This is a genomic window from Mycolicibacter kumamotonensis (genome assembly GCF_002086285.1).
GTDB lineage: Bacteria > Actinomycetota > Actinomycetes > Mycobacteriales > Mycobacteriaceae > Mycobacterium > Mycobacterium kumamotonense.
In genome coordinates, this window is record NZ_MVHU01000004.1 from 84,091 (window position 1) to 108,263 (window position 24,173).

20 protein-coding genes and 1 tRNA gene are annotated in these 24,173 nt (G+C 63.2%); 17 read left to right on the forward strand and 4 right to left on the reverse strand.

Annotated elements, in window-relative coordinates; genetic code table 11:
* Positions 1-37 precede the first annotated feature (37 nt).
* From BST28_RS04410 to BST28_RS04460, 11 genes are all read left to right on the forward strand, one after another.
* Complete coding sequence (locus BST28_RS04410; RefSeq protein WP_011560579.1) at positions 38-1,555, forward strand: flavin-containing monooxygenase; 1,518 nt, start codon at positions 38-40, stop codon at positions 1,553-1,555.
* Entirely contained in the window at positions 1,552-2,517 is a 966-nt protein-coding gene (locus tag BST28_RS04415; protein WP_012296509.1) for an alpha/beta hydrolase, read from the forward strand. Before BST28_RS04410 ends, BST28_RS04415 begins: the two co-directional genes overlap by 4 nt.
* Positions 2,518-2,593: 76 nt before the next feature.
* A complete protein-coding gene (locus BST28_RS04420) occupies positions 2,594-4,156 on the forward strand; it encodes a flavin-containing monooxygenase (RefSeq protein ID WP_083080101.1) in 1,563 nt (520 codons plus the stop codon).
* A gap of 100 nt (positions 4,157-4,256) precedes the next feature.
* Complete coding sequence (locus BST28_RS04425; RefSeq protein ID WP_083080103.1) at positions 4,257-5,714, forward strand: cytochrome P450; 1,458 nt, start codon at positions 4,257-4,259, stop codon at positions 5,712-5,714.
* Positions 5,711-6,364 (forward strand): transglutaminase-like domain-containing protein, encoded by a 654-nt coding sequence (locus BST28_RS04430; protein ID WP_083080104.1) that lies wholly within the window; start codon positions 5,711-5,713, stop codon positions 6,362-6,364. The genes BST28_RS04425 and BST28_RS04430 overlap by 4 nt, the downstream gene beginning before the upstream one ends.
* Positions 6,365-6,390: 26 nt before the next feature.
* A complete protein-coding gene (locus BST28_RS04435) occupies positions 6,391-8,010 on the forward strand; it encodes a fatty acid--CoA ligase (RefSeq protein WP_109560643.1) in 1,620 nt (539 codons plus the stop codon).
* Positions 8,011-8,048: 38 nt separating this feature from the next.
* On the forward strand, positions 8,049-9,194 hold the full coding sequence (locus tag BST28_RS04440) for an acyl-CoA dehydrogenase family protein (protein ID WP_083080107.1): 1,146 nt from the start codon (positions 8,049-8,051) through the stop codon (positions 9,192-9,194).
* Positions 9,195-9,240: 46 nt separating this feature from the next.
* Complete coding sequence (locus BST28_RS04445; RefSeq protein ID WP_083080109.1) at positions 9,241-10,299, forward strand: BtrH N-terminal domain-containing protein; 1,059 nt, start codon at positions 9,241-9,243, stop codon at positions 10,297-10,299.
* 93 nt (positions 10,300-10,392) lie between these two features.
* Positions 10,393-10,803 (forward strand): SCP2 sterol-binding domain-containing protein, encoded by a 411-nt coding sequence (locus BST28_RS04450; RefSeq protein ID WP_083080110.1) that lies wholly within the window; start codon positions 10,393-10,395, stop codon positions 10,801-10,803.
* 146 nt (positions 10,804-10,949) lie between these two features.
* The gene (locus BST28_RS04455) at positions 10,950-12,056 is read left to right on the forward strand and encodes an NDMA-dependent alcohol dehydrogenase (RefSeq protein ID WP_083080112.1); all 1,107 of its coding nucleotides are present in this window, start codon (positions 10,950-10,952) and stop codon (positions 12,054-12,056) included.
* Between the two features lie 164 nt (positions 12,057-12,220).
* Positions 12,221-13,420, forward strand: a complete 1,200-nt coding sequence (locus tag BST28_RS04460) for an acyl-CoA dehydrogenase family protein (RefSeq protein WP_083080113.1) — start codon at positions 12,221-12,223, stop codon at positions 13,418-13,420.
* Positions 13,421-13,562: 142 nt separating this feature from the next.
* Here the strand turns inward: BST28_RS04460 and BST28_RS04465 are convergent, their stop codons facing one another.
* Positions 13,563-14,282: a creatininase family protein gene (locus BST28_RS04465; protein WP_083080114.1), complete on the reverse strand. Its 720-nt coding sequence runs from the start codon at positions 14,280-14,282 to the stop codon at positions 13,563-13,565.
* On the reverse strand, positions 14,279-15,496 hold the full coding sequence (locus BST28_RS04470; protein WP_234808192.1) for a hypothetical protein: 1,218 nt from the start codon (positions 15,494-15,496) through the stop codon (positions 14,279-14,281). Before BST28_RS04470 ends, BST28_RS04465 begins: the two co-directional genes overlap by 4 nt.
* Positions 15,497-15,651: 155 nt before the next feature.
* Here BST28_RS04470 and BST28_RS04475 point away from each other — a divergent pair, with 155 nt between their 5' ends.
* From BST28_RS04475 to BST28_RS04490, 4 genes are all read left to right on the forward strand, one after another.
* On the forward strand, positions 15,652-15,990 hold the full coding sequence (locus tag BST28_RS04475) for an SCO3933 family regulatory protein (RefSeq protein WP_083080115.1): 339 nt from the start codon (positions 15,652-15,654) through the stop codon (positions 15,988-15,990).
* 91 nt (positions 15,991-16,081) lie between these two features.
* Positions 16,082-17,494 (forward strand): FtsK/SpoIIIE domain-containing protein, encoded by a 1,413-nt coding sequence (locus tag BST28_RS04480; RefSeq protein ID WP_083080117.1) that lies wholly within the window; start codon positions 16,082-16,084, stop codon positions 17,492-17,494.
* Between the two features lie 86 nt (positions 17,495-17,580).
* Positions 17,581-19,065: a replication initiator gene (locus BST28_RS04485; RefSeq protein WP_234808194.1), complete on the forward strand. Its 1,485-nt coding sequence runs from the start codon at positions 17,581-17,583 to the stop codon at positions 19,063-19,065.
* A gap of 186 nt (positions 19,066-19,251) precedes the next feature.
* Positions 19,252-20,892 carry a recombinase family protein gene (locus BST28_RS04490; RefSeq protein WP_083080120.1) on the forward strand — a complete coding sequence of 547 codons (1,641 nt, stop codon included), beginning with the start codon at positions 19,252-19,254 and terminating at the stop codon, positions 20,890-20,892.
* Here BST28_RS04490 and BST28_RS04495 read toward each other — a convergent pair.
* A tRNA-Leu gene (locus BST28_RS04495) sits at positions 20,874-20,959 on the reverse strand. The genes BST28_RS04490 and BST28_RS04495 overlap by 19 nt on opposite strands.
* 113 nt (positions 20,960-21,072) lie before the next feature.
* On the opposite strand from BST28_RS04495, the gene BST28_RS04500 reads away from it, so the two are divergent.
* Together BST28_RS04500 and BST28_RS04505 are read left to right on the forward strand one after the other, a co-directional pair.
* Positions 21,073-22,407: a M20/M25/M40 family metallo-hydrolase gene (locus tag BST28_RS04500; protein WP_083080121.1), complete on the forward strand. Its 1,335-nt coding sequence runs from the start codon at positions 21,073-21,075 to the stop codon at positions 22,405-22,407.
* Between the two features lie 43 nt (positions 22,408-22,450).
* Positions 22,451-22,981 carry a YbhB/YbcL family Raf kinase inhibitor-like protein gene (locus BST28_RS04505; protein ID WP_083080122.1) on the forward strand — a complete coding sequence of 177 codons (531 nt, stop codon included), beginning with the start codon at positions 22,451-22,453 and terminating at the stop codon, positions 22,979-22,981.
* A 121-nt stretch (positions 22,982-23,102) separates the two neighbouring features.
* Here BST28_RS04505 and BST28_RS04510 read toward each other — a convergent pair whose 3' ends face one another.
* Positions 23,103-24,170 (reverse strand): quinone-dependent dihydroorotate dehydrogenase, encoded by a 1,068-nt coding sequence (locus tag BST28_RS04510; protein ID WP_083080124.1) that lies wholly within the window; start codon positions 24,168-24,170, stop codon positions 23,103-23,105.
* Positions 24,171-24,173: the final 3 nt, after the last annotated feature.

Genomic DNA, 24,173 nt, shown 5'->3' on the forward strand with positions numbered 1-24,173 from the left:
TTTGCAGGGCTGACCGTCAGAACGGTGAAATACAGGAATGGATCGCAAGTCCGACCGTAATTACGAGATAATTATCATAGGAGCTGGATTTTCCGGCATCGGGTCTGGCATTAGCTTGATGAAGGCGGGATTTACCGACTTCTTGATGGTTGATGACGCCGATGGCGTAGGTGGTACGTGGCACTGGAACACCTACCCGGGTATCGCTGTCGATATACCGTCGTTCAGTTATCAATTCTCATACGAAATGCGGCCCTCTTGGTCGCGCACGTACGCCCACGGCAATGAGCTCAAAGCCTATGCCGAGCGATGTGTTGAAAAGTATCGGCTCTGGGACCATATTCGTTTCAACACAACCATTACCGAGGCTTGTTTCGACGAGAACGCAACACGGTGGCATTTGACCAGTGCCAATGGTGAGGAGTTCACGGCACGCTTCGTGATAAATTGCTCCGGCGTTCTCAGTCGGCCAAAGTGGCCTGAAATCAAGGGGGTGCGAGATTTCGCCGGCGTTACGCTCCACACGGCTAGATGGGACAATGCCAAAGATCTCAGCGGGAAGAGGGTTGCAGTAATCGGTACCGGTGCATCGGCGGTGCAACTGATACCCGAAGTCGCAAAGAAAGCAGAGAGTCTGACGGTATTTCAGCGAACTCCAATTTATTGTCTGCCGAAGCCAGACTTCCCCATACCGACGTGGGGTGGAAGGCTTCTACATTTCCTGCCGGGGGCACAATTGGCGACCCGGACCGCCAGCCAGGCGTTCGTGGAAATCACTTTCCCAATCGCCGCTCACTTTCATACGGTGATACCGTTCGCCGATGTCATGGAGAGCGCCGCAAAGCGGTACATGCGGCGTGAGGTCCATGACCCGACGACGAGAGAACAACTCATTCCGCGCTACTCGTTGGGCTGTAAACGACCCAGCTTCCACAATTCCTATCTCGCAACGTACAACCGGTCCAACGTTTCGCTCGAGACGAGCGGCATAACCCATATCGACCATGCATCCGTCCATACTCGAGACGGCAAAGCTCATCCCATTGACGTCTTGATCCTGGCCACCGGCTTCAAAGTGATGGAGTCGGGCAACATGCCAACTTACGTATTGAAGGGACGCGGCGGGCTGGAGCAGGCTACATGGTGGGACGAGCATCGACTGCAGGCCTTCGAAGGGGTGAGCGTCCCGGGATTTCCGAATCATTTCAACATCTTCGGCCCGTACGGCTACAACGGTTCCTCGTACTTCACGCTCATCGAGGCGCAGAGTCGGCACATCGTCCGGTGTCTTCGTCGCGCGCGGGCGCTGGGTGCTAACTGCGTGGAGGTCAAGAAGGAGGCGAACGACCGTTATTTCGCCGAAGTGCTAAGGCGGCGTCACAGACAGGTTTTCTGGCAGCCGAGCTGTTCCAATGCCAACAGCTACTACTTCGACAGGCACGGTGACGTTCCACTCCGTCCATCAACGACTCTGGAGACCTATTGGCGGAGCCGCACCTTTCGCCTCTCGGACTACCGATTCGAGAATCGGCCCGAAGAGGTGTGTCCCCGGTGACCAGAATGGATGCCCCTGACTGGCAGCCCAGTCTTGCCAGTCATCTCGTCGCGATGTCCTCGCGAACCACGCTGCGGCCACTGGCGCAGCTGATGCCATCAAACGCCTACGGACTTGCGGTGATGGATCGCGTGCTTCGAACAGCGCTCGTAGCCTCACGGCCTCGGCGCGGCGTCACAGTGCGCAAGGTTGACACTGTATTCGCCGGAGGCCCGGTTCGTGGGGACTGGATCACCACGCCTGCCATTAATCCGCATGCCAACCCTTTGCTGTACATCCACGGCGGCGCCTATTCTATGTGCTCGCCGGAGACGCACCGCGGTCTTCTTGGTGAACTCGCCTCGGCGAGCGGGCGCCCCATCTTCGCAGTGAAGTATCGTCTTGCCCCGCGGTATCCCTATCCCGCAGCCGCGGACGATGCGCTGAATGCGTATCGCTGGCTTACCAGCGGAGGGTCCCCGGGTTCTTGTCAGCGCACCGTCGCGGTTGCCGGCGATTCAGCGGGCGGTCAGCTCACGATGGCCACGGCCTTGGGCGCACGTGCAGTTGGATTGCCGCTCCCTGATGCGATGCTGCTGATGTCTCCCGTCCTGGATCTCAGGTGCGAACTTGCCAGAGCGCGTGAAATTCGCCGCCGGGATCCTTTTGCCTCCGCTCAATCAGCGGCGCGCGCTCTTGACCTCTACGTAGGTGGCGCAGATCGCGGAGATCCGCGCCTCAGCGTGCTTGACGCGGACCTCACCTCGATGCCGCCGATCCTCATTCAGGTGGGCGGGAGAGAAATGTTGATCGATGACTCGCGCCGTCTCGCCGAGCGACTTCAATCAGCTGGATCCCACGTCGAGATCCAGGTATACCGGGGACAGATCCATGTATTCCAGGCTATGTTCCGGATTCTTCCCGAAGCCCGAGACGCGATTCATCGAGCGGGACGCTTCCTTGAAGCCTCGGAAGTCAGGTGAAAGTGTCCGAACAGGCAATGCTCCTACACCTACACCACCTCGACCGCCGCAGCGTGAAGTCAGTCGTCTCTGCCTCATGAGCAGCAACTTCGCGACGGCCTGTCGCGCGTACGATCCGTCGATCGTGATCATCGGGGCCGGCTTCGCCGGGGTTGCGATGGCCCACCGGCTGAAGAAGGACGGGTTCACGAACTTCACGATCCTGGAAAAGGCTGCAGACATCGGGGGTGTTTGGCGTGACAACACCTACCCGGGAGCGGCCTGCGACGTGCCGTCAGCGTTGTACTCGCTCTCCTACCAGCCCAATGCCCGCTGGTCACGGCGATATGCCGAGCAACCCGAGATACTCAAGTACCTCCAACAACTCGTGAAGAGTGGCGGACTGGACGCACATCTACGCACAGAGACCGAAGTTGTCGACCTGAGCTTCGATGAGCAGTTCGGGCGTTGGACCCTGGCTACGAACTCGAACGAGACAATAACCTGCGATGTCGTCGTCTCGGCCGTGGGTCAGCTCTCCTTGCCCTACATACCCGATATTGCCGACGCAGACTCCTTCCAGGGGCCGCGCTTTCATTCGGCACGTTGGGACCGATCGGTGTCGCTTCGCGGCAAGCGAGTCGCCGTCATCGGCACAGGAGCAAGTGCCATCCAATTCGTGCCACACATCGCCCAGGAGGCGGAGCATGTCACGCTGTACCAGCGTACGGCTCCGTGGATTCTCCCGAAATGGGACAGCACATATCGAGGCCGTCACCACAGGGTGAGCGAATTATTGCCGATGGCGCTGCGCCTCGAGCGTTTCGCGGTATGGCTAATTTTCGAGTTGCTCGCTGTGACGCTAGTCGACGCGAAGCCCCTCTCACGCGTCCTCGGTGCGATCGCGCGCCACCACCTACATCGGCAGGTCGCCAGCCGCTCTCTGCGCGAGCAATTAACGCCTTCCGACGCGCCAGGGTGCAAGCGAGTGCTGTTCTCGAATGACTACTATCCAGCAATCGCGAGTGATCGCGTGTCGTTGGTGCCGAACGCGATTGCAAAACTCTGCGACAAGGGTGTCACGACCGAGGACGGCGAATTTCGTCCTACAGATGTCGTGATCTACGGAACCGGGTTTCGCGCCACCGATTTCCTCGCCCCAATGTCCGTGCGCGGCTCCCACGGAGTCTCCTTGGCCGAGGTGTGGAAGACCCAGGCACACGCATATCTGGGCATCACTGTCCCCATGTTCCCGAACCTGTTCCTGCTTTATGGTCCCAACACGAATGTGGGCTCGGGGTCGATCCTCTACATGATCGAGTCACAAGTTCGTCACATCGCAACGCTCATCAAGGTCGTGGCTGCCCATCCAGGTCATGCGATCGATGTGAAGTCAGAGATTGCGCAGCGTTACAACACGCGCTTGAAACGGCGACTAGGGAGGTCGGTGTGGGCGCTCTGTGCGAGCTGGTATCGGACCTCGAGTGGGGAAATCCCGACGAACTGGCCGGGCCCTACCTTCATCTACCGACTCCTCACCCGTAATCCGCGAAGCAGCGATTACGTCTTGAGAAAGGTTGGGCCCCTAGCGGTAAAAAGCAGCTCCGAATGGAAGCTGTTGCGTCGCCGGGACGATCAGGGGTCCGAGGCGCTCACTTAACCACTTAGACCAATATTGTCCAGATATTGACATCAATCGCACATTTGTAAAGACTAGTGGCGACGCCGTCAGAGCGGCCAAGCGTCCAGGAGGAGGAACCATGACGAATCATCTTCTCGCGCCTGCACGCCACGTGAAGGAGCGGTTGTCCTCTGTGATCATGGTCCCCGCGCCTGACGCCGTCGACGACAGATGGCGTCGATGGAGTCGTGGTTGGCCGGTTCGTGAACTGTCACCAGTACCCGCGGGAAGTGGGTTGAAAGCTATCCGGGGGGATGCGGGACTGCCCTTGGTGGGTCACACGCTCGACTACATCCGATTCGGCTCGGATTTCAGTCGGGAGCGTTACGACCGTCTGGGTTCGGTGTCGTGGATGGGCGCGTTCGGCCACAAGATGGTGGTCATCGCCGGCCCGGACGCTACTCGCGAGGCATTCACGAGCGAAGCGAAGGCATTCTCTCAGGACGGCTGGTCCTTCCTGATCGACGCCTTCTTCCATCGCGGTTTGATGCTCATGAGCTTCGACGAGCACCTGATGCACCGGCGCATCATGCAAGAGGCGTTTACGCGTCCCCGCCTGACCGGATATGTCGAACAGGTGACCCCACGCGTTCGCACGGCAGTGCCCGCGTGGCCGGTGGGTCCGTCGGTTCGCATCTACCCACTGCTGAAGGAACTCACCCTCGACATAGCCACTGACGTCTTCATGGGCGGCCGCGGCAAGGACGAGAGCGATGCTGTCAACAAGGCGTTCGTCGCCACGGTCCGGGCGGCGAGTTCCCTTGTGCGTGCTCCCCTTCCGGGAACCAGATTCCGCGCTGGTGTGCGAGGCCGGCGCGTCTTGGAGGACTACTTCTTCCGGCATCTGCCGGCCGCGCGAGCCGGCGAGACGAACGATCTGTTCGCTGCTTTATGTCAAGCCACCACCGAGGACGGGGAGCGGTTTTCCGACGAGGACGTGGTGAATCACATGATCTTCCTGATGATGGCGGCCCACGACACATCGACGATCACCACCACTGCGGTCGCCTATTTCCTCGCCAAGTATCCGGAGTGGCAGGAGGCAGCGGCTGCGGAAGCCGAGGCCGTCGGTGACGGGTTGCCAGACATCGAAGCCCTGGAGAAGATGACGGTTATCGACCTTGTGCTCAAGGAAGCGCTCAGACTGCTTGCACCTGTTCCGCTGGTGATGCGCAAGACGGTTCGAGATGTCGCCCTCGACGGATATCACATCCCCGCGAACACGTTGTGCGCCATAACGCCCGCCGTGAATCACTTCGATCGGAAGATCTGGAGTGATCCGGACCGGTTCGATCCCTCACGTTTTGGCGAGCCTCGGCGTGAGGACCAACACCACCGATTCGCCTGGGTACCGTTCGGTGGTGGAGCGCACAAGTGCATTGGCATGCAGTTCGGGACCCTCGAGGTCAAAGCAATCCTGCACAGGATGCTGCGTTCGTTCACCTGGACGGTTCCGCAGAACTATCACATCCGATGGGACAACACCTCGCTGCCCATTCCGGTGGACGGACTTCCGTTGGAGATGAAGCGCCGATGACCGTTGGCCACAGGCCCTACCTCGATCCCACGGAGTTCCTTGACTGGCAACACGATTCGGTGCGTGACTTCACATCATCGGCCATCCGTGGCGCCTGCGGCGACACCGAGAAGGCGATCGCCATCTTCACCGCGGTCCGTGACTCCATTTGGTACGACCCGTACACGGTGACCGACAACCCGCACGCCTATCGCGCCAGCACCGTCGCAACCGCAGAACGAGCCTACTGCATCCCGAAGGCCGTGCTCCTGACTGCGGCGTGCCGAGCGGCGGGAATCCAAGCGCGGCTGGGGTTCGCCGATGTCCGAAACCACTTCCAGACCAAGACATTGCGCGAGCGTATGGGTGGTACCGACATTTTCGTCTATCACGGTTACAGTCTCATGCTTCTCAACGGTGCGTGGGTCAAGGCGACCCCGGCGTTCAATCGGGAGTTGTGCGCACGGTTCGGTGTCTCGCCCATCGACTTCGACGGGCGTAGCGACGCGCTGCTGCACGGGTTCACCGGGGACGGCACCCAGCACATGGAATATCTCCGTGACCGGGGAGCCTACGACGATCTACCCCTAGCGGACATCGTGCAGGCTTTGAGAACGCACTACGGAACATTCATCGACCAGCCGAACAGCCGTCCCGACCTCTTCGCCTGAAAGGGCCCTGCACCATGCAAAGCACCATGCAAAATGTTCCCCTCACGGTGTCGGCGATTGTTCAGCATGCGGCAGCCATACACGGTGACAGCGAGGTCATCACTCCGACCGGAGATGGGTATCGGAGAACGCCCTACCGTAGTCTGCTGGCGCGAGTGGCTCGCCTTGCTAATGCGCTGCGCAGCCTTGGCATCACGGCAGACCAACGCGTGGCCACCTTCCAGTGGAGCAACCAAGAGCATCTGGAGGCCTACTGTGCGATTCCCTCCATGGGAGCGGTCCTGCACACGCTCAACATTCGTTTGGCTCGGGAGCAACTCGCGTACATCGCCAACCACGCGTGCGATCAGATCGTCCTCGTCGACGCTTCGGTCGCCCCGTTGTTGGCGCCCGCGCTCCCAGCGATGGCGTCGGTGCACACCGTCATCGTTACCGGAGACGGCGACCTCGCCCCGTTACAGGGATGCGGGAAGACCGTTCTGCGTTACGAGGAAGTGCTTGCCGGTCAGGAAGAGTCATTTGACTGGCCTGAGCTCGACGAGCGGTCGGCCGCGGCCATGTGTTACACGAGCGGCACCACTGGAGATCCCAAGGGCGTCGTCTACAGCCACCGTTCGACGTACCTTCACTCCCTGGCCGCCTGCACAGCTAACGCGTTGTCAGTCAGCGAGGCCGACAGTGTGCTGGCCATCGTCCCGATGTTTCACGCCAATGCCTGGGGGCTTATCTACGCCGCGTTGATGTCCGGCGCGGATTTGGTGCTTCCCGACCGGTTTCTCCAGGCCGAGCCGTTGGTGTCGATCATCGAAGACACCAGGCCGACCGTCGCCGGTGCAGTGCCGACGATCTGGAACGATGTCGACCGATATCTGGATTCGCACCCTGGGCGGGACATTTCTTCGCTACGGCTGGTGGCGTGCGGGGGATCTGCTGTTCCGCTTTCCTTGATGCGGGCGTTCGAAGAGAAGTACAACGTGCCCATTGTGCAGGCATGGGGGATGACCGAAACCTCTCCGCTGGCGACCGTTGCACGTCCGGCTCGCGGAGCCGACACGACGCGACGATGGGAGATGCGCGCATCCCAGGGCCGGCCGATCTGCGGTGTCGAAATCCGGTTGCGGGACGACGACGGGAAACCCGTGCCGTGGGACGGTCGGTCAGTTGGGGAAATTCAGGCGCGCGGCCCTTGGATTACCGGTTCTTATTTCGGAGACAACGATACGGAGAAGTTCGACGACGGATGGTTGCGTACCGGTGATGTGGGCAGGATCGACGCCGAGGGCTATCTGACCCTGACCGACCGCTCGAAAGACGTCATCAAGTCAGGTGGCGAATGGATCTCCTCGGTGGAGCTGGAGAACGCGCTGATCGGGCACCCTGCCGTGTACGAAGCGGCGGTGGTCGGCGTCGCGGACGATAGGTGGCAGGAACGGCCGTTGGCGCTTGTCGTCGTCCACCCAGGAACCGACGTTGACATTGACCAACTCCGATCGTTCCTTTCGGGCAAAGTCGCCAAATGGTGGGTTCCTGAGCGATGGAGCTTCGTGTCCGATATTCCGCGGACGAGCGTCGGAAAGTACGACAAAAAGGCCATCCGTGCGCGCCACTCTGCCGGCGAATACCTCATCAAAATCGAAACGTCATAACGTCGAATCCCTGGAATTGCAACAGTCGGAAGGTAATCATGTCGTCCCCAATCTCTCCCTGGATGAATGCAGAATTACTCGAGCTTCGTGATCTCGCTTCGAAGTTCTTCTCGGCCGAATTGGCGCCGCATGCGCAACGCTTTGCCGACCAGCACCACGTCGACCGAGAACTGTGGAACCGAGCGGGCGAGCTGGGATTGCTCTGCATGTCCGTACCCGAGGAATACGGCGGAGGGGGCGGAACTTTCGCGCACGAAGCGGTCGTGCTCGAAGAGCAGGCCCGCATCGGTGACAGCTCATGGGGTGCGGGACTGCACAGCGGAATCGTCGCCCACTATATCCTGCATTACGCGACTGAAGAGCTGCGCGCGCAGTGGCTTCCCAAGATGGCGTCCGGTGAAATGATCGGGGCGATAGCCATGACGGAACCGGGGACTGGGTCCGATCTGCAGAGCGTCAAGACAAAAGCCATCCTGGACGGTGACGAGTACGTAGTCACCGGCTCCAAGACTTTCATCACCAACGGCCAACAGGCCGACCTCATCATCGTTGTTGCCAAGACAGATCCGAGCCAGGGCGCTGCGGGCATCTCTTTGATCGCTGTCGAGGCTGACCGGCCCGGATTCCGGCGGGGCAAGGTTCTCGACAAGATCGGCCAACGCGGCCAGGACACCTCCGAATTGTTCTTCGATGACGTGAGAGTTCCGCGCTCGCATCTACTGGGCCAGGCTGAGGGACAGGGCTTCATTCAGCTGATGACGCAGCTGCCACAAGAGCGACTCATCGTCGCGGTGGGAGCTGTCGCATCGATGGAACTCGCCCTGGATCAAACGCTCAAATACACCCGCGAACGGGAGGCGTTTGGTCGGCCCGTCTTCGGCTTCCAGAACACCAAATTCACCTTGGCGGAAGCTGCGACTGAAACGCGCATCGCGCGAGTATTCCTCGACTACTGCATCGACCTGCACCTTGCGGGTCAACTCGACGTGCAGACCGTCGCCATGGCGAAGTGGTGGACCACGGAGCGAGCGATGAAGGTACTCGATGACTGTATGCAGCTTCACGGCGGATATGGCTACATGACCGAGTACCCCATCTCCAGATTGTGGGTGGATCAACGCGTGCAGAAAATTTATGCCGGCACGAACGAGGTGATGAAGGAAATCATCTCGCGTTCCCTATGACTCAGATAAGTTGCCGCCTGCACGTTAGTCACTTGGAGGAGGATTGATGGCATCGATAGTGGTGCCGTATCGCCACGACACGGCGGGACATTGCGGATCGGGTGCTCTTCGGGATTTGACCGAATGGGCGGGGGTCCGTTGGGGTGGCCACACCCCGGACGAAGGTATCGTGTTTGCGCTCGGCGGGGCCCTCGACTTCTCGTATGTTCGCTCGGCACACCTAAATCCACCGATCTACCTCGTTGGACGCAGCGCGGACCTCGAAGACGAATACTTGACCCGGTTGGGTGCGCGCTTCGAGTGCCGTTCGACAGACGACCCCGATCTCGGTTGGAAATGGGTGACCGAACAGATCGATGCCGGTACCCCGGTCATGGTGTGGACTGACATCGCCGAATTGCCCTATCTGAGAACGCGTCTGAGTATGAGCCGACACGATGTCGTGATCGTTGGGTACGACGACGACGAGGAACTCGCGTTCGTAGTCGATAACGATCGCGATGTAACTCAAGCCGTGCCTTATGAGAATTTACGAAAGGCACGCGCATCGACGGGATTTCCCGTCCCCACGCGGCACACCACCTACGTGGTCGAGTGGCCCAGCGCGGCACCAGATCTCGGCAATGCTGCCCGGTCGGCCTTCCGTAGGTCTGCGGACGCGATGCAGGGTTCGTTTGTGAGCGCGCCGATTACCGAGGGCTCCGATTGTGAATCTCAGGCGCGTGGATTATCAGGTGTGTCGACGTTTGTGAAGGACCTCGAGCGGTGGCCGGAGATCTTTGACGACGACACCCTCGACGGTGCCTTGTTTGCGCTGAGCGCCTTCATCGAAAAGGCCGGAACCGGAGGCGGTCTTTTCCGAGATCTGCAGGCACGCGGATGTCGGCGCGTCGCTGAAGAGTTGGGTTTCGAACCTGCGTTCCGAGCAGCGGAGGCTGCGAAGACCGCATCTAAGCTGTGGACCGCTGTCGCGCGAACCGCTTACGAACGCGGTGCAGATCCGCGCCGGCGAGCGAGTGGCGCGGCCTGTCTCGCTGCGCAGTTGCCGCAAGCCGAACGTCGACTCGCGCAGGCGCTGAGGGAGGCAGGAAATCTACTCCTATGAATGCAGGTTACCTGCGGTGGAAATCAAACTGGGTGCGACCCAACGGAATTTTTTTGAGTGCTTGGACTGCGTCAACCAGAATGGAGATTCACGATGGCTGTCTTCGCTGATGCGGAAGAGGTTTACCGCTACCTCGCCGGAATCTTTCGACGAGGGTTGGAGAACGAAGACCTTGCGAACAGACTTGCCGGGTCCGGGGTGGTGTTGCGGATTCATTACACCGATCCAGATGCGGTAGTAACCGTGGATATGCCGAAGAGGGTGATAGAAACCGGCGCGGACAGTGGCGTTACACCGAATGTCGAATTGTTCATGTCCGCGGATACCGGAAATAGGTTCTGGTTGGGGAAGGTGAACTTGACCATGGCGATGGCCAAGGGAACGGTACGAGCGAAAGGTCCTGTCACGAAACTGATCAAGCTAATTCCGCAGGCGAAAAACCTTTTTCCAGAATATCGGGCAATCCTCGAAGCCGACAAGCGTCACGACCTGCTCGATGTGTGATGCCAGTCCGGTACGAGCCCGGGTGCGGGCGAGTGGTCGCCGCGGCCTACGGCGACATGTCGGGAGACATTCAGGACGAGTTCTTGTGACCGTGCGCAGTCGGGATTACTACTTCAGAAGCGTCATTAGATAGAAGGGACTTCAGCATGAAGACACGTGCCGCTGTTTTGTGGGGCTTGGAGCAGAAGTGGGAGGTCGAAGAAGTCGAGTTGGATCCGCCAGGTCCCGGGGAGGTCCTCGTGCGGCTGGCGGCCACCGGCTTGTGTCATTCCGACGAACATCTGGTCACCGGCGACCTCCCGATCCCATTGCCGGTAGTAGGGGGCCATGAGGGTGCTGGCACAGTCGCGGAGTGCGGCGAAGGGGTTGAGGATCTGTCCGAAGGTGATCCTGTCATCTTGACCTTCCTCCCCTCGTGTGGGCGCTGCTCCTACTGCGCGCGCGGCATGGGCAATCTTTGTGATCTGGGAGCGGCGCTGATGATGGGACCGCAGGTCGACGGCACCTATCGCTTTCACGCACGAGGCGAGGACGTCGGGCAGATGTGTTTGCTCGGAACGTTTTCCGAGTACACAGTGGTGCCGCAGGCATCCGTGGTCAAGATTGACGGCGGAATCCCTCTGGATCGGGCAGCGTTGATCGGTTGCGGCGTCACGACCGGCTACGGATCTGCGGTGCGGACTGGGGAGGTGCGCGCCGGGGACACCGTCGTGGTAGTGGGAGCAGGCGGAATCGGAATGAATGCGATTCAGGGCGCGCGAATCGCGGGGGCGCTGGCAATTGTGGCGGTCGATCCGGTGGAGTTCAAACGAGAGCAAGCGAGCGGGTTCGGCGCGACGCATACCGCCGCCTCGATGGATGAAGCTTGGTCGCTAGTCAGCGATATGACGCTGGGCAAGCTGGCCGATGTCTGCATCCTCACCACTGATGTGGCTGAGGCCTCTTATACCGCCGAAGCGCTGGCCTTGGTCGGAAAGCGCGGACGCGTCGTGGTTACGGCCATCGGGCATCCCGACGAGTCGTCGATCTCAGGGTCACTGCTGGAGATGACGCTTTACGAAAAGCAGATTCGTGGCGCCTTATATGGCTCATCTAATGCGCCACACGATATTCCGCGGCTGGTCGAGCTTTACTCGGCCGGGCGGTTGAAGCTCGACGAGTTGGTCACCCGCGAATACTCCCTCGACCAAATCAATGAGGGCTACCAGGATATGCGTTCAGGAAAAAACATCCGAGGGCTCGTCCGGTTCTGAAGAGAACCATGCTTCACTTCTCATGTTCACGTCCTTGCGCCGCTGCAGATTACACGCCGCCGGACCGCTTAGGCTGCTGCGCGTCGCGTCCTCCTTGCCCATCCTGAGGACGGCAAGCGTCAGCCACCTTGTAATCAATCCATCAAATTCTCGCGGAGGCTGAGATGACGGACGCAGGCACGACCACGGCATGCGAGGATGGGGCAGCTCGTTTCGTTGTCGCCCCGAAGGTGTGGACTACGCCGGAGCGACGAGCGCTGAGTCAAATGGCGCGGTCTTTCGTCGAACGTGAAATCGCGCCGAAGCTAGCGGAATGGGAGCGGGTGGGTGAGATCCCGCGCGACCTGCACCTCAATGCTGCCGAGGTCGGGCTTCTCGGAATCGGGTTCCCGGAAGAAGTCGGCGGCAGCGGCGGCAACGCGATTGACTCTGCACTGGTCACTGAGGCCATCCTGGCCGCAGGTGGGTCCACTGGCGTCTGCGCCGCCTTGTTCACCCATGGCATTGCCCTTCCCCACATTGCCGCCAATGGCTCCGAAGTCCTGATTGAACGATATGTCCGTCCGACGCTCGCAGGAAAGATGATCGGCTCGCTGGGCGTTACCGAGCCTGGGGCAGGCTCAGATGTCGCGAATTTGCGCACACGCGCAGTGCGCGATGGCGACACCTACGTGGTCAACGGAGCAAAGACGTTCATCACCAGCGGAGTTCGGGCGGACTTCGTTACTACGGCGGTACGCACCGGCGGACCGGGTTACGGGGGAGTTTCATTGCTCGTGATCGACAAGAATTCGTCTGGATTTGAAGTGTCCCGCCGGTTGGACAAGATGGGGTGGCGATGTAGCGACACCGCCGAGTTGTCTTTCGTCGACGTTCGCGTACCGGCTGAGAACCTGGTGGGGGCAGAGAACAGCGGGTTTTTGCAGATCATGCAGCAATTTCAGGCTGAACGGCTCGGCATCGCTGTCCAGGCGTACGCGACGGCGGATAGGGCTCTCGATCTCGCCAAGAGTTGGGCGCGGGAGCGTGAAACGTTCGGTAGACCGTTGACGGGGCGCCAGGTCATTCGCCATAAGCTTGCCGAGATGGCTCGACAGGTCGACGTGGCGTGCACCTACACCCGTGCGGTCATGCAGAGGTGGCTAGCAGGGGAGGATGTCGTTGCCGAGGTGTCGATGGCCAAGAACACCGCTGTGTATGCGTGCGACTACGTGGTCAACGAGGCGGTTCAGATCTTCGGTGGGATGGGCTACATGCGTGAGTCTGAGATCGAGAGACACTATCGAGACTGCCGGATTCTCGGAATAGGCGGCGGCACCAACGAAATCATGAACGAGATCATCGCCAAGCGTATCGGACTCTAGTTACTTGATACCAGTAAAGAAAGTTCTCACGAGCTGGGTCCACGGTGGCTGCTGGTGGGCGTCGGCGGTCTTGAGCTGGGGTGTTGCGGGGCGGCGGACGGGAGCGCCAGCGGACGGTAGCCGCCCCGCCCGGCTGCTTGGCTTATTGGCCGGTGAGGAGTCCGATCAGCGTGGCGGCGTTGCGGCCGAGGTGGTCGAGGGCTTGGCTGCCTTTGGTTTCGGTGGCTTGTGATGGGTAGCCGATGACGCCGGTGGGCGTGTAGGCGTGGATGCCGATGGTGGTCAGGTAGCGGCGGTCGGTGGCGGTGTGGTCGCTGGTCTGCCAGCCTTCGCGTAGGTAGTCGGGGTCGGTGGCGAGCAAGATGGAGGTCTCCAGTTCCCCGGCGTGCATGTCGTCGTGGCTGCTGCTATGGATGCCTGCGGCGGTTCGGGCCTCGGCCCAGTCTTCGCGGCTGGGGTAGAGCCCGACGTTGATGGGGGCCTTGGGCTGGTTGGCCTGCTGGACGACGTTGGTCAGTACAGCGTTGCCGCCGTGGCCGTTCACGATGATCAATCCGGCGGTGTTTTGTTGTGACAGTGATTCGATGATGTCAGCGACGATCGCGGCGAGGGTGGTGGCGCTGATGCTCACGGTGCCGGAGTAGGCCACGTGTTCGTGAGAGCAGCCGAATGTAACCGGCGGTAACTGAAACACTTTGTGGTGCTGACTGATTGACGATGCGATAGCACTGGCGATGAGCGTGTCGGTGCCGAGCGGAAGGTAGGGGCCGTGTTGCTCGAATGAGCCGACCGGCAGCACCGCGATAGAGCGGGCAGTTGCGGGGTCTGTGCTGGTGGTGTCGGGAATGACTCGACGGCTCATGCGATGACTCCTTGGGTGGCGTTTTTGATACGGCCGGCGAGCTGTTGCAGGATCGGGTCCTTGTTTCGTCGTCGTCGGCGGTCGCGCACGAGTGTGCCCGCCTTGGCCAGATGAAGTCTGGCCCGCTGCGAGGGTGCCGCGAGGTAGCCCGGGATCGCCGTGTCGGTGAGGGCCAGTGCTTGCTGGTATTCGCCGGTGGCGATATAGGCGTGCAGGAGCCGCATGTCGGCCACGGTCTGATCGCGGTACTGGTGTGCGGTCCAGGCGTGATGGTGTCCGGCGAGCAGGGCGACGGCCTTGTCGGGGTCATCAATGCGGAGGTAGCCGAAGGCGATCTCGCTGGCGACGTAGGCGGCGTGGGCGTAGATCGCATGATCATGAGGATGGGGTTGCAGATCGCCGAGTTCGAGGGCAGCGGCGGCACGGCGATGAAATTCTCGCTCATTCTGGTTAAACAGCTCAGCTAGGGCCTGTTGGCGGGCGATACTGGCGGCCAGGCGACCCACGTCGCGCCCGTCGATCAGTTCGGCGGCCTCAGCAGCCAAGACGGCGGCCAGGTCGGGGTCGCTGCGGGTCAGGATGTTGGACTGGCGCATCAGGATCATGGCGTTGAATGCTGGGCCGGCTGTGCGCAGGTGCAGGGCAGCGGTGTGGGTGAGTTTCTCTGCGGCGGCGTGATCACCGACATCTTGGGCGATCCATCCAGCGACCTCGGCGGTAGCCCCGGCAGCATGCCGCATCTCGGTCTTGATCTGCGAAGGTGCGTGCGCAATCAGGGATTCGATCGTGGCAAGGTCGGATTCCACCAGGGGGCGGGCGTGCTGAGGGCCGAAGGTGTGCTCGACTTCGATATGGGCTTGTTGCCGGGACTCGATGACAGCGAGTACGTCGCGGTTGACAGGAAGTCGCACCAGCAGCGGGTGCGGCAATGCGGTGGCGATGGGCACGCTGAACAACTCGTCGGGTTCGACGCCGAACACCGCGGCGAGGTCTTCACGCCACATCGGGCCGAGCATCCCGGTTCGCTCGATCTGGGCGATCTTTTGTCGTAGGGACTCCCGTTCGGGTAGGTCGGCATCGCCACGTAGCTTGCGGACGTTTTCAACCTCGATTGCCAACTCACGCAGGCTGTAGCCGTAGCGTTTCCGGGCCGCGCTGAGCCGCTGCGCATTGAGTGCGCGGATCGGGTCGGCTGCGGCCATGGTGTCGATCATGCCGCATACATCGGCGCAGGTCAGCCAGGTTTGCGCGTTTGCGGTTATCACTGTTATCACTGCCCGTCACTTCCAGAAGCATCGCCGGTAGCGCTGTCCTTGATCCGCGGATGAACACGCCCGCGTGAGAACAACAAAGGAAGGACAGCACCGAGATGAAACTGAAAATCGATACGACCGGCGTGACGTTCCTGTGCACCCGGATTCCGGAGCAGCGCACCAATTTCGACACCGGTACGCCACGCATCGATAAGGCAACTGGTCAAGCGTTGTGGCAGGTGCAGTTGATCGCCCTGGACGCCACCGGCGGCGAGGTGCTCGCCGTCACTGTGGTCGGGGAGCCGAAGCTCACGGTCGGACAGCCGGTCGCGGTGTCGGGTCTGGTCGCGCTGCCGTGGTCGCAGGACGGCCGCTCCGGCATCGCGTACCGCGCCGAAACCATCACCGCCGCCGACCCGGCCGCGGCGGCCAAGCCGGCCCAGCCGCCCCGGTAACCAAGGCCTGGCCCGGCAAGCAACCGCAGCAGCGCGCGCTTGCCGGGTCAGCGCCCCCATCATCTTCCCGCCGTAGCGAAAGCAGATCCCCATGTCCAATACCCCAAACCGTAAGAACCACAACACTAATCAAACAGACGATGACTGGATCGGCGAGCTGATCTGGGCAGGAGTCAAAGCCACCGGACAGTTGCTGTGGTGGGCGATCCTGTTCCCCGCCCTGAGCATCCCCGCCGTTGCGGCGATCTGGGTCGGTGTTGGCCACGGCGCCCGCGCCGGGTTAGGGATTGCTCTCGCGGCGGTCGCGGCATATATCGGCTGGGCTGTGCTGGAACCGGCATCATTCACTCGGTGGGTGAGCGCACCGCTGCGGCACCGCTGGCTGGCGTGGTGGCGCTATCACCGCACCTGGGAATCGGTGTGCGCTCTGCACGGTTTGACCGCCAAACACGGCGAGCGCACCCTGGTACCGGCCGTCATCTCGGCGCGCATCGGCCATCACGCTGACGCCCTGACCGTGAAGGTCGTGACCGGCCAATGCCTCACCGACTGGCAGAAACGCGGTCCGGCGTTGGCGGCGGCGTGGCGGGCCGAGCGGTTGACAATCCGGGCCACCACGCCGGGGCAGGTGCGGATCATCATCGGTCGCGGTGATGTACTCGGCCAACCGATCGCGTTGTCCATGCCGCGCCTTGCGATCCCCGTTGATCTGGGCGCGGTGCGGGTCGGCATCACCGAAGCCCGCGCCTGGTGGCGCCTACCCGTGTTGGGTCAGCACCTCCTAGTTGCCGGTGCCACCGGGGCTGGGAAGGGCTCGGTGTTGTGGTCGCTGATTGCCGGACTAGCGCCCGAGGTCAAGTCCGGCCGGGTCAGGTTGTGCGTGATCGACCCGAAAGGCGGCATGGAACTCGGCGCTGGCGCAGCGCTGTTCACCCGGTTCTGTCACCACACCGGTGAACCCGTGGTGGTGCTGCTGCACGAGCTGGTGGAGCTGATGCAGGCACGCGCCAACCGGCTGCGTGGACACACTCGCCTGCACAACCCCACGCCCAGCGAGCCGCTGATCGTGTTGATCGTTGACGAGATCGCCGCACTGACCGCCTATGTCACCGACCGCAAACTGCGCACCGAGATCGAGCAGCTGCTGGGGCTGTTGTTGTCGCAGGGTCGTGCGGTCGGGATTTCGGTGGTGGCGGCGGTGCAGGACCCGGCCAAAGACACCCTGCCGGTGCGGCAGTTGTTCACGGTGCGGATCGGGTTGCGCATGACTGAGGCCACCCAGACCACGATGGTGCTCGGCCAGGGGGCTCGTGATGCTGGTGCCGAATGCGATCTGATTGCTGATGCCACCCCCGGGGTCGGGTACGTGATGATCGACGGCACCGCTGAGCCGGTGCGGGTGCGCGCCTTTCACGTCACTGACCGCGACATCGCCGGCTTGGCCCGCACCTTTCGGGCGCCGCGCACGGGCGGTGAGCATTCGCAGGGCCGGGAACCACAGTGAGTGCTCCAGCCGACGGTGTGGGCGGATCGGTGGTCTCGCTGCCGGGCCTGCCCACCACCACCGACTCCGCACGGGTGATCACCCAGATGGTTCGGCGCGCATCCTCTGCGGGTTTCGAGATGTGGTGGCGGCGTGTCGAATCGGTGGGATGCTGTGCTCACCCGATTCAGCTGGTCGGCGCTGGCTCTATTGGGCGCCGGCAGGTGGTGTGGACACGGTGCAACAACCGCCGAGCCAGCGTCTGCCCGTCATGCTCGGACCTGTACGCCCGTGACACCTGGCAGCTGGTGCACGCCGGTGCCGCCGGCGGCCACCACAACATGCCCGCCGAGGTCGCCGCTCGCCCACAGGTGTTCGCCACCTTGACCGCGCCGAGCTACGGCACGGTGCACCACGCCACCGGCGCGCGTTGCCGCCCCACATCGACGAGTCCAGGAAGCCGCTGTATTCATGGGAATCCAGTGCGGTGCAACCTAACCCATTCCGTCGGTGATCCAATAGTGGGCCAGCCGTTATGCGGCCAGTGCTACGACTACGTCGGGCATGTTCTCTTTACCTGGCATCTGCCCGAGCTGTGGCGCCGTTTCACCATCGCATTGCGGCGCGCCGTAGCAGCACAGTTGAGAGCACGTGGGATGGACCGGGGCTCGGTACGCGTGAGTTTCGTCAAGGTCGTCGAACTGCAAGCCCGTGCCATCCCGCACATCCATGCCCTGATCCGCCTCGACCCACCGTCAGCACCCACCACCCAGAGTGACCAGAACCATTACGGCCCCGCCGCCACCTGTGGCGGTGGGGAGCCCCGTTCGGGTGCCGGACCCCGCGGCTGGGTATCGCCGATCACCGCGGGCGAGCTGGCCACGCTGATTCAGAGTGCTGCGCGCCAGATCCGTGTTGACGTTCTCGCCCTCGATGGCGACGTACGCGAGCTGCGGTTCGGCACCCAGATCGACGCCCAACCGCTCAGCGGCGAAGCAATGGCCGAACCGGTCGGCGCAGCGCCGACAGCTCGCTTGTCGCCGCGCCGGGTGGCGGCATACCTGGCCAAATACGTCACCAAATCCCTGCAGGACTTCGGTATCACCGCCCGGCGACTCTCGACGGAAGCGATCGCCACCCTCGACGTCAGCGAACACGTCCGGTCGATCTTGACCACCATCGCCGAACTCGCCGAACGTGTTGAGCCGATGGCCGGAATTGGGCGATGGCTGCACACGCTGGGCTATCGCGGACACATCACCACCAAATCGCGGCACTACTCGACCACCATGGGCGCCCTGCGCGCCGCACGTGCGACCTGGACGAGCAAGAAAAACGCCAAACCGATTGAACACCAGGTTCATACGTGGCCAATCGGGCGTGACGTCCCTACAACGGAGGCGCAGGCCAGCCTGGATGCTGACGAGGTGCTCTGGAAGTTCAACCACGCCGGACACACCAGTGCGGGGGAGCGCACCCTCGTCTACTCCGCGGCCCTCCAACGCATCCACACCCGGCGCATTGGATTGGTGGAAGCCCGTCGTCAAGTCCGCGACCAGCATGGAGATCCGCCAGGGGGACACGATGGCTGACGGTTCCCAAACAGCACATCCTCACTCCGAGTACAACGGTCGCAGCGATGCGCCGACGATGTCAGAGGGAGGTGTTGAAATTGTCGTACCAGAGAGCTATTGCCTTCCGCATGAGGCCAACCGCGCGCTGGTGCGCGTCATAATGGCCGTGCGGGACCGGATGCTCGGATCAGACAGGGGAGTCGCGTGAGCCTGAGGTTCGCCTTCTACGGCCGAGTGAGCACGGAAGACGCTCAAGATCCGGAGGCGAGCCGTAGCTGGCAGAAGCGGCGCGCCACGGACCTAATCGGTCCGCACGGCGGAGTCCTTGTCACTGATTACTTCGATGTGGGGCAGAGCCGCTCGCTGCCGTGGAAGCGCAGGCCAGAGGCATCACGGCTGCTTGCCGATGTCGCCGGTCGTGACCGTGGCTTCGATGCCGTCGTGATCGGGGAACCCGCTCGGGCGTTCTACGGTCCGCAGTTCGCGCTGACTTTCCCGGTGCTCACGCACTACGGAGTCGGCCTGTGGGTGCCCGAGGTCGGTGGCGCGGTCGATCCCGGTTCTGAGGCGCACGACCTGGTGATGACTCTGTTCGGTGGCATGAGCAAGGGTGAGCGCGCTCGAATCCAGATGCGCGTGCGCACCGCGATGTCGACACTGGCGCAGGACACGACCAGATATCTCGGTGGTCGACCGCCGTACGGTTACCGGCTCGTTGATGCCGGCCCGCACCCGAACCCTGCCAAGGCAAGTCTTGGGCAGCGGCTGCACCGTCTTGAACCGGACCCCGCGACGGCGCCGGTCGTCGAGCGGATCTACCGCATGTACGCCGACGGCGCGGGCCTGCGCTACATTGCGCAGCGGCTCACCGACGACGGTGTGCCGTCTCCGAGCCAATACGACCCGGCACGCAATCGCCACCGTGACCCGCGAGGCTGGTCTCATTCGGCGATCCGCGCCATCCTCGACAACCCGACCTATCTCGGTGTGCGCGTGTGGGGCAAGCAGGAGAAATACGAAGTCCTGGTCAATCCTGACGATGTCGCTGCGGGGTATGAGACACGGATGCGGTGGCGCGATCAGGCTGCCTGGGTCGTGCCGGACCGCCGCACTCATGAAGCGCTGATCACCGACGAACTGGCGCAGGCCGTTCGTCTTCGCACCCAGACCCGGCGTGGTCCCGGCCTGGTGTGCAGCAGGGAATCGACGGTGCCGTATGCGCTTCGCGGAATCCTGTTCTGCGCTGTGTGTGGACGGCGGATGCAGGGCGCCGCTCGCGGCGGGAAGCAAGCAACACGCATCCTGTACCGATGTGAACTGGGTAAGTCGCGTTCTGTACCTGTAGACCTGACTGATCACCCGCGCACGGTCTACCTGCGTGAGGACGCGGTGACACCCCGACTCGACCAATGGATCGCCAGCCTGGCCGATCCAGAAGACCTGGCCCGCGGACAGGAAGTCGACCCGGGAGCCGGCAACGCCGCCTTGCTGCGCCAACTCAGCGAAGCGAACAGCAAGGTTGCCGCTTTGATTGCCGCCGTGGAGTCCGGCGTGGCTGTCGAAGATCTCACCGAAGCGTTGCGCCGCCGTAGCGCCGAGCGCGACGAACTGAAGGCGCGCCTGGAACGAGTCGAGCAACCTCGCGCCATGTCTGCTGCACAGATCACCGAATTGGTGCAGGAGTTGGGTGGGCTGGCAGCGGTGCTCGGTGAAGCAACCGGGCCGGAGCGTGCTCAGGTGTACGCAAGCCTGGGCCTACGTCTTGATTACGATCCCCACCTGCGACAAGTCAAGGCGACGGCCGACTTAAGTCGTGTCGCCGGATGTGTCCGAGGGGGGACTTGAACCCCCACGCCCATTAATAGGGCACTAGCACCTCAAGCTAGCGCGTCTGCCATTCCGCCACTCGGACCGACCCGGATCGCCCGGGCAGCTAAGGCTAACGGATGCCGAACGCCGGACCCAAACCCAGCCCGTGCGGCGGCAGCCGAAAGCCCGGCCACCGAAGTGGTAGGAAAGGTAACTGTGACGGTGCGCCCTGATCCTGCCGACGAAGTCGTGGACCTCGTCAGCACGCTCATCCGATTCGACACCTCCAACACCGGCGAGCCGGACACGACCAAGGGCGAGGCCGAGTGCGCCCGGTGGGTGGCCGCACGGCTCGAGGAAGCCGGCTATCAGACCGAGTACGTCGAGTCCGGCGCACCGGGGCGGGGGAATGTCTTCGCACGGCTCAAAGGCAGCGACCCGAGCCGCGGGGCGCTGCTGATCCACGGCCACCTCGACGTGGTGCCCGCCGAAGCCGGCGAGTGGAGCGTGCACCCGTTCTCCGGCGCGGTCACCGACGGCTACGTCTGGGGCCGCGGCGCGGTCGACATGAAGGACATGGTCGGCATGACCATCGCGGTGGCCCGCCACCTGGCCCGCGCCGGGATCACCCCGCCGCGCGATCTGGTGTTCGCGTTCCTCGCCGACGAGGAGGCCGGCGGAAAGTACGGCGCGCACTGGCTGGTGGAGAACCGGCCGGACCTGTTCGCCGGCGTCACCGAGGCGATCGGCGAGGTCGGCGGCTTTTCGCTGACCGTGCCGCGCCGTGACGGCGGGGAGCGCCGGCTCTATCTCATCGAGACCGCGGAGAAGGGGCTGTGCTGGATGCGGCTGCGGGCCAACGGCCGCGCCGGGCACGGATCGATGGTCAACGACGACAACGCCGTCACCGCGGTGGCCGAGGCGGTGGCACGACTGGGCCGGCACCGGTTCCCGCTGGTGCTCACCGAGGCCGTCGAGCAGTTTTTGGCCGCGGTCAGCGAGGAGACCGGCCACGAGATCGACGTCGACTCGCCAGATCTGGAAGGCATGATCGAGAAGCTCGGCCCGATCGCCCGCATCGTCAACGCCACCCTGCGCGACACCGCCACCCCGACCATGCTGCAGGCCGGTTACAAGGCCAACGTGATCCCGGCGACGGCCGAGGCCGTGCTGGACTGCCGGGTGCTGCCCGGGCGCCAGGCGGCCTTCGAAGCCGAGGTCGACGAATTGATCGGCCCGGCCGTGACCCGGGAATGGGTCACCAACCTGCCGCCGGTGCAGACGTCCTTCGACGGCGACCTGGTCGAGGCGATGAACGCCGCGCTGCTGGCCTGTGACCCCGACGCCCGGACCGTGCCCTACATGCTGTCCGGGGGAACGGATGCAAAAGCGTTCGCCCAGTTGGGTATTCGATGCTTCGGGTTCGCCCCGCTGCGACTGCCGCCGGACCTGGATTTCTCCGCGCTGTTCCACGGGGTCGACGAGCGGGTGCCCGTCGACGCCCTGGAGTTCGGTACCCGGGTACTGCTCCACTTCCTGACACACTGTTGATGAAGACGACGAGGTTGACCCCAACGACGAGAGGACCACTCCTATGAGCTCCGCGCCCGATCCCTACGCCGCCCTGCCCAAGCTGCCGACGTTCACCCTGACCTCCTCGTCGGTCACCGACGGCCAGCCGCTGGCCACCGCGCAGGTCAGCGGAATCATGGGCGCCGGGGGACAGGACGCCAGCCCGCAGCTGAGCTGGTCGGGCTTCCCGGAGGAGACCCGCAGCTTCGCGGTCACCGTCTATGACCCCGATGCGCCCACCGCATCCGGGTTCTGGCACTGGGCGGTGGCCAACCTGCCGGCCACCTGCACCGAGCTGCCCGAGGGTGTCGGGGACGGGAGCCTGCTGCCCGGGGATGCGCTGACCCTGGTCAACGATGCCGGGATGCGCCGCTACGTGGGTGCTGCGCCGCCGGCCGGTCACGGCCCGCACCGCTACTACATCGCGGTGCACGCCGTCGACGTCGAGAAGTTGGAGCTGGCCGAGGACGCCAGCCCGGCCTACCTGGGCTTCAACCTGTTCATGCACGCCATCGCCCGCGCGGTCATCGTCGGCACCTACGAGCAGAAGTAGTGCAGCACCGGAACTGACCCCCCGCGAGCACACCCCGCCCCTCCCGCGAGCGTGCGTGTTTGCACGGCCGCGACCGGCGAGTCGCGTACAAGCGCGCACGCTCGCGCGACGGGCGCTAGCGTTAACGGGCCGCCGAGCCGACGGCCTCGGACAGTGACCCGAACCCGCCTTCGTGCAGTCGGCGGGCCAGGCCGTCGTGGATCTGGCGGGCCCACCCGCCGCCGCCGTAGATGAACCCGGTGTAGCCCTGCAGCAGCGAGGCGCCGGCGGTGATCCGCTCCCAGGCGTCATCGGCGGTCTCGATCCCGCCGACGCTGATCAACACCAGCCGGTCACCGACCCGGGCGTACAGCCGCCGCAACACCTCGAGGGCCCGGCGGGCCACCGGGGGACCGGAGATGCCGCCCGGTCCCAGCTCGGCCACGCCCGGGGTGATCAGCCCGTCGCGGGACACGGTGGTGTTGGTGGCCACGATGCCGGCCAGGCCCAGTTCCACCGACAGGTCCGCGACGGCATCGAGGTCGTCGTCGGCCAGGTCCGGTGCGATCTTCACCAGCACCGGCCGGGTGGTCTCGGCGCGTACCGCGGCCAGGATGGGCCGCAGCGCTTCGACCGCCTGCAGGTCACGCAGCCCCGGGGTGTTCGGCGAGCTGACGTTGACCACCAGATAGGAGGCCAGCGGCGCGAGCAGTCGGGCGCTGGCGCGGTAGTCGGAGACCGCCTCCTCGGCCGGGGTGGTCTTGGTCTTGCCGATGTTGACTCCGATCGGCACATCGGCCTGATGCCGGGCCAGCCGGGCGGCCAGCGCGCCGGCCCCGTGATTGTTGAACCCCATCCGGTTGAGCAACGCGCGGTCGTCGGGTAGCCGGAACAGCCGCGGTGCAGGGTTGCCGGGCTGCGGCGCCGCGGTCACGGTGCCCACCTCGGCGTAACCGAACCCCAGTGCGCCCCAGGCCTTCAACCCGACGCCGTCCTTGTCGAACCCGGCGGCCAGTCCGAGCGGGCCGGGGAAGCGCACCCCGAACACCGTGCTGGCCAACACCGGGTCATGGGGCGCCAGCCGGTGCTGCAACATCCGGCGTACCGGCGGCGGCGCGGTGGCGCCGCGCAACGCCGCGAAGGTGATGGTGTGAATGCGTTCAGGGGGCACCAGGAAAAGCGCGCGGCGCAGTGCGCCGTACCAGCCCATCGG

Excerpts from the sequence above, each read along its gene's own strand:
- BST28_RS04410 (WP_011560579.1), top strand. The coding sequence starts at position 38 with ATGGATCGCAAGTCCGACCGTAATTACGAGATAATTATCATAGGAGCT.
- BST28_RS04510 (WP_083080124.1), bottom strand. The coding sequence starts at position 24,170 with ATGGGCTGGTACGGCGCACTGCGCCGCGCGCTTTTCCTGGTGCCCCCT.
- BST28_RS04440 (WP_083080107.1), top strand. The coding sequence starts at position 8,049 with ATGTCGTCCCCAATCTCTCCCTGGATGAATGCAGAATTACTCGAGCTT.
- BST28_RS04430 (WP_083080104.1), top strand. The coding sequence starts at position 5,711 with ATGACCGTTGGCCACAGGCCCTACCTCGATCCCACGGAGTTCCTTGAC.
- BST28_RS04460 (WP_083080113.1), top strand. The coding sequence starts at position 12,221 with ATGACGGACGCAGGCACGACCACGGCATGCGAGGATGGGGCAGCTCGT.
- BST28_RS04455 (WP_083080112.1), top strand. The coding sequence starts at position 10,950 with ATGAAGACACGTGCCGCTGTTTTGTGGGGCTTGGAGCAGAAGTGGGAG.
- BST28_RS04475 (WP_083080115.1), top strand. The coding sequence starts at position 15,652 with ATGAAACTGAAAATCGATACGACCGGCGTGACGTTCCTGTGCACCCGG.
- BST28_RS04505 (WP_083080122.1), top strand. The coding sequence starts at position 22,451 with ATGAGCTCCGCGCCCGATCCCTACGCCGCCCTGCCCAAGCTGCCGACG.
- BST28_RS04450 (WP_083080110.1), top strand. The coding sequence starts at position 10,393 with ATGGCTGTCTTCGCTGATGCGGAAGAGGTTTACCGCTACCTCGCCGGA.
- BST28_RS04445 (WP_083080109.1), top strand. The coding sequence starts at position 9,241 with ATGGCATCGATAGTGGTGCCGTATCGCCACGACACGGCGGGACATTGC.
- BST28_RS04470 (WP_234808192.1), bottom strand. The coding sequence starts at position 15,496 with ATGATCGACACCATGGCCGCAGCCGACCCGATCCGCGCACTCAATGCG.
- BST28_RS04485 (WP_234808194.1), top strand. The coding sequence starts at position 17,581 with ATGGTTCGGCGCGCATCCTCTGCGGGTTTCGAGATGTGGTGGCGGCGT.
- BST28_RS04425 (WP_083080103.1), top strand. The coding sequence starts at position 4,257 with ATGACGAATCATCTTCTCGCGCCTGCACGCCACGTGAAGGAGCGGTTG.
- BST28_RS04465 (WP_083080114.1), bottom strand. The coding sequence starts at position 14,282 with ATGAGCCGTCGAGTCATTCCCGACACCACCAGCACAGACCCCGCAACT.
- BST28_RS04435 (WP_109560643.1), top strand. The coding sequence starts at position 6,391 with ATGCAAAATGTTCCCCTCACGGTGTCGGCGATTGTTCAGCATGCGGCA.
- BST28_RS04420 (WP_083080101.1), top strand. The coding sequence starts at position 2,594 with ATGAGCAGCAACTTCGCGACGGCCTGTCGCGCGTACGATCCGTCGATC.
- BST28_RS04480 (WP_083080117.1), top strand. The coding sequence starts at position 16,082 with ATGTCCAATACCCCAAACCGTAAGAACCACAACACTAATCAAACAGAC.